We start from the raw sequence: 4,107 nt of genomic DNA on the forward strand, positions 1-4,107 counted from the left end.
CGGTCGCGGACCGCGACCGCGCGGGCCCGCGGTCCGGTGCCCGTCCGGTGCGGCCGTGTCCGTGGTCGTCCCCGTGTCCGTGGTCGTCCCCGTGTCCGTGGTCGTGTCCGTGTCCGTGGTCGTGTCCGTGGTGTTGGCCGAGTCCGTGGCCGTGTGGTTCCGGGCCCCCCGTGCCGTCGTGGTGCCGGGTCCGAATTCGCCCACCGTGGCTCACCTTCCCCTCCGCACGCCCGTCCCGCCGGGCGCGTCATCTCGCCCTGACACACTTGTCGTACAGATCCAGCAGCCGTCGCCGCGGGTCGTAACGGTCCTTCAGGTCCGCGTAGGCCGTGCCGTTGTAGAGGCGCCAGAAGGTCCGCTCGTCGTAGAAGCTCTCCGAGTACAGCGACTTGCGTCCGCCCAGCGCGGTCACCGTGTCCTCGATCATCCGGTTGTGCGTGCCCGGCGGCCGGTCCGCACCCGCGGGCACGCTCGCCCAGAACCCGAAGTTGACGTACAGCGTGTGCGGGTCCAGCTGGTACAGCGGCCACTGCCGGTCGGCGTGGCGTTGCCGGACGGGGCACACCCACACCGGGCTGATCGGAATCTCCCGGTGGAAGAAGTCGAGGAAGTCCGCGGCGGCCCGCACGGGGACCTCGACGTCCTGCACCACCATCTCGTGCGGGGGCCTGCGCAGCAGTCCGCGCACGCGGTCCAGCACACGGTGCCGTCGCTCGAACGACACGATCCGGTGGTACACGTCCGAGCGCAGCCTGCGCGGTCCGACCAGCAGCCGCACGGGGCGGTGCTGCACCCCGAGAGCGCGTGAGCACCAGAACCAGTCGGTGTCCCACCGCCAGAGGTAGTCGCGGGTGTGCAGGTAGTCGATGTCGCGTCGGCGGATCGAGGTGTAGTAGATGTCCAGCCAGGTGTAGTCGCTGGTCTCCGGGGCCTCGTCGGTGAACGTGCCCAGCGTCAGATACATCTCGCCCGGCGAGAAGATCGTGCCGTCCACGAAGTCGGCGGCCTCGTCGCGGCAGACGCGGTCCAGTTCGGCGAAGTACGTCCGCGGGTCGCTGTGCCGGACGTGCCGCAGGCGCACGTACGGCTTGACGGGTTCGAGCTCGATCGTCAGCCGCAGCGCGTAGCCCAGCGTGCCGTAGGAGTTGGGGAAGCCGAAGAACAGGTCACGGTGCTCGTTGTCCGGCCGGGCGAGCACGATCCGCCCGTCCCCGGTGAGGATCTCCATCTCCAGGACCGACTCGTGCGGCATGCCGGACCGGAACGAGGACGACTCGATCCCGAGCCCGGTGACCGCCCCGCCCACGGTGATGGTCTTCAACTGCGGGACGACCAGCGGCATCAGTCCGTGCGGGAGGGTCGCGTCCACCAGGTCCTCGTAGGTGACCATCCCCTCGACGTCCGCGGTGCGGGAGACCGGGTCCACGTGCAGCACGTGCGTGAAGCCGGAGACGTCGAGCCGGGGCCCCGCGGCACGGGCGCGGGGGCGGAACAGGTTCGAGGTCCGCTTCCCCAGCCGCACCGGCGAGTCGGCCCCCACGGTGGCTAGTCGCGCGCGCAACGCCGCCAGCCGGGCCCGGTACCCGTCGCCGGTCGGAGCGGGGACCTCGAGCGCCCGGTCGTGAAGCACCATGCCTCAATGATCGGACGGGATCGGACGTGGTGCCAGGTGACGGACGGACTTTCACCCGTTTCCCGCGGAGCGGGCCGCGGGGGCGGCGACTTGACCGATTTTCAACCCATCGAGAGGGGGATTCGGTGTGTTTTTCGTCTCCCTCGCCGGGTATATCAAGATCATCCGGCCGTCGAAAGGAGACCCCGATGCAGTACGACCCCGACCCGGCGACGCTGGACCACGCCGAGTACGGAGAGGCAGGCACCACCCTGGGCACCGGATCCGGTGTCGGGTGGGTCGCCGTGTTCGACGAGGACGACGAGTTGGAACCGACGATCGTGCGCGGGCGGGAGTGAGCGCCCCGGGGACCGCGCAGACGGCGAGGGCCGACGGCGGGGCGGATCCGGTCGGGGATCCGCGCCGTGCCGTCGGCCCTCGGTAGCTCCAGTGCCCTCGGTAGCTCCAGTGCCCTCGGAAGATTTTTGGTGCCGTCGGTGGGTTCCGTACCGCCCGGCTCGCCGGGCAGGGCGGGTCACCGGCCTTCCCGGCCCTCCTCCATGGCCTCGCCGAACCCGGCGACGGCGGGATCGTCGTCGGCGGGCGGCTCCGGGTCGCGCCACTCCTCGGCCCGGCTCGGGCGGTTGCCCTTGAGCATGCCCTGCATCTCGGCCTTGAGTTCGTCGTCCTCGCGGGGGCTGTGGGTGTCACTGTCGCGGTGCATCCGCGCGGCTCCTCTCACCGGGTCGCACACGTCCGTCGTCGGTGCCTACCCGTGCGCCACACGGGTGAAACACCGGGTTGACCGTCGCTCGTTCCGGGTATTCGCGGCGGGATCCGGCAGTGCAACGCGGTGTACGGGAGGAGCCATGACCGCGCAAGGTCCGGACCCCGACCCGCGGAACACGCCGGGTCTCGAGGAGGGCGGCGGTGTCCCCCCGGGGGAGACGCCGCCGGATTCCGCGCAGACGTCCGGGACCACGCACCGCGAACCACGGCAGTCGAAGGCGATGTCGGTGGCGTGGGTGGTGACGATCGTGCTGGCGATCGTGCTGGTCGCGGGCTTCTTTCTCGCCTATTTGATCGTCTACCTCGTCAACGGTGGCTAGGAGGTCCGTGTGCCGAAACGGATTGTGATCGTCGGAGGCGGCTATGTCGGCCTCTACACGGCGCTGCGGCTGCAGCAGTGCCTGCGGGACGGTGAGGCCGAGGTGACGGTGGTCAACCCGGAGAACTTCATGGTCTACCGGCCGTTGCTGCCGGAGGTGGCCTCCGGAACGCTCGAACCGCGGCACGCCGTGGTGCCGTTGCGGGCGGTGCTGCGGGGGACCCGGTTCATCGCGGGAACGCTCACCGGAATCGACAGCGACCGCCGCACCGCCACCGTGGAGCCCATGGCCGGGCCCGCGCTGGAGTTGGAGTACGACGAACTCGTGCTGGGGCTCGGCGCCACCTCGAAGCTGCTGCCCATCCCCGGCCTGGCCGAGCACGGGATCGGCTTCAACTCGCTGGCCGAGGCCGCGCACATGCGCGACCGGGTGCTGGGCCAACTGGAGATCGCGGCGGCCAGCGACGATCCCGAGCTGCGCCGCCGTGCCCTGACGTTCGTGTTCGTCGGCGGCGGCTACACCGGCGTCGAGGCCGTCGCCGAGCTGCAGGACATGGCGATCGACGTGCTGGAGGGCTATCCGGAGATCGACCGCACCGAGATGCGGTGGGTCCTGGTGGAGGCGGTCGACCGGATCCTCGGCACGGTCACCCCCGACCTGGCCGAGTTGGCGACCACCGAGCTGACCTCGCGCGGCATCGACATCCGGCTGAACACGCTGCTGGAGTCCGCCGAGGACGGGGTGCTGGCGCTGTCCGACGGCACCAAGTTCGAGGCCGACACCCTCGTCTGGGTGGCCGGTACCCGGCCCCAGACGATCGTGGGGCAGCTCGGTCTGCCCGTGGACGACCGGGGCCGACTCGTGGTCGACGACACCATGCGGGTCAACGGGTACTCGAACATCTGGTCGGCGGGGGACTGCGCGGCGGTCCCGGACCCGGAGAAGGGCGGCACCTGCCCGCCGACCGCCCAGCACGCGGTACGTCAGGCCCAGCAGCTCGGCGACAACCTGCTGTACACGGTGCGCGGGCGGTCGGTGAAACCGTTCCGGTACAACAGCCGTGGCGAGTTCGTCACGCTGGGCAAGAACAAGGCGGTGGGCGAGGTACTGGGCCGCAAGGTGAACGGCTCCCTGGCCTGGACGCTGCGCCGGGCCTACTACGCCACCCAGATCCCGACGTGGAACCGTACGGTACGGGTGCTGGGCGACTGGCTCGTCGGGACGCCGTTCGGGCACGACGTCGTCAACTTCGGCTCCCGGGAGCAGCCCCGCGGCGCGTTCGAGGAGGCCGCCCGCACCGACTGAGCGCGGTCCGGTGCGGGACGCCGACGTCCCGGTGCGGTGGTCAGCCGCCGAACCGGGACCGCACCGCGGCGCGGAGGTCCT

Annotated in this window: 6 protein-coding genes; 3 read left to right on the top strand and 3 right to left on the bottom strand. The window is 70.8% G+C overall.

The window, feature by feature from the left end; translation table 11 throughout:
- A partial coding sequence (locus tag SACHA_RS25860) for a hypothetical protein (RefSeq protein WP_028662762.1) occupies window positions 1-204 on the bottom strand: 204 nt, incomplete at its 3' end.
- Window positions 205-247: 43 nt separating this feature from the next.
- Window positions 248-1,633 (bottom strand): FAD-binding oxidoreductase, encoded by a 1,386-nt coding sequence (locus tag SACHA_RS0100760; protein ID WP_019806402.1) that lies wholly within the window; start codon window positions 1,631-1,633, stop codon window positions 248-250.
- Window positions 1,634-1,821: 188 nt separating this feature from the next.
- Between SACHA_RS0100760 and SACHA_RS24755 the strand changes: the two genes are divergently transcribed.
- Window positions 1,822-1,971 carry a hypothetical protein gene (locus SACHA_RS24755; protein ID WP_019806404.1) on the top strand — a complete coding sequence of 50 codons (150 nt, stop codon included), beginning with the start codon at window positions 1,822-1,824 and terminating at the stop codon, window positions 1,969-1,971.
- Between the two features lie 176 nt (window positions 1,972-2,147).
- On the opposite strand, the gene SACHA_RS0100770 is transcribed toward SACHA_RS24755, so the two are convergent.
- Complete coding sequence (locus tag SACHA_RS0100770; protein WP_019806406.1) at window positions 2,148-2,336, bottom strand: hypothetical protein; 189 nt, start codon at window positions 2,334-2,336, stop codon at window positions 2,148-2,150.
- Window positions 2,337-2,481: 145 nt separating this feature from the next.
- Between SACHA_RS0100770 and SACHA_RS0100775 the strand changes: the two genes are divergently transcribed.
- Together SACHA_RS0100775 and SACHA_RS0100780 are read left to right on the top strand one after the other, a co-directional pair.
- Complete coding sequence (locus tag SACHA_RS0100775; protein ID WP_019806408.1) at window positions 2,482-2,721, top strand: DUF6480 family protein; 240 nt, start codon at window positions 2,482-2,484, stop codon at window positions 2,719-2,721.
- 9 nt (window positions 2,722-2,730) lie between these two features.
- Window positions 2,731-4,026, top strand: coding sequence for an NAD(P)/FAD-dependent oxidoreductase (locus tag SACHA_RS0100780; RefSeq protein ID WP_019806413.1), 1,296 nt, complete (start codon window positions 2,731-2,733; stop codon window positions 4,024-4,026).
- Window positions 4,027-4,107 lie beyond the last annotated feature (81 nt).

Source organism: Saccharomonospora halophila 8 (assembly GCF_000383775.1).
Taxonomy (GTDB): Bacteria; Actinomycetota; Actinomycetes; order Mycobacteriales; family Pseudonocardiaceae; genus Saccharomonospora; species Saccharomonospora halophila.

Bases quoted from the DNA above. Each gene is read 5' to 3' on its own strand.
- SACHA_RS0100760 (WP_019806402.1), bottom strand. From the start codon at position 1,633: ATGGTGCTTCACGACCGGGCGCTCGAGGTCCCCGCTCCGACCGGCGAC.
- SACHA_RS24755 (WP_019806404.1), top strand. From the start codon at position 1,822: ATGCAGTACGACCCCGACCCGGCGACGCTGGACCACGCCGAGTACGGA.
- SACHA_RS0100770 (WP_019806406.1), bottom strand. From the start codon at position 2,336: ATGCACCGCGACAGTGACACCCACAGCCCCCGCGAGGACGACGAACTC.
- SACHA_RS0100775 (WP_019806408.1), top strand. From the start codon at position 2,482: ATGACCGCGCAAGGTCCGGACCCCGACCCGCGGAACACGCCGGGTCTC.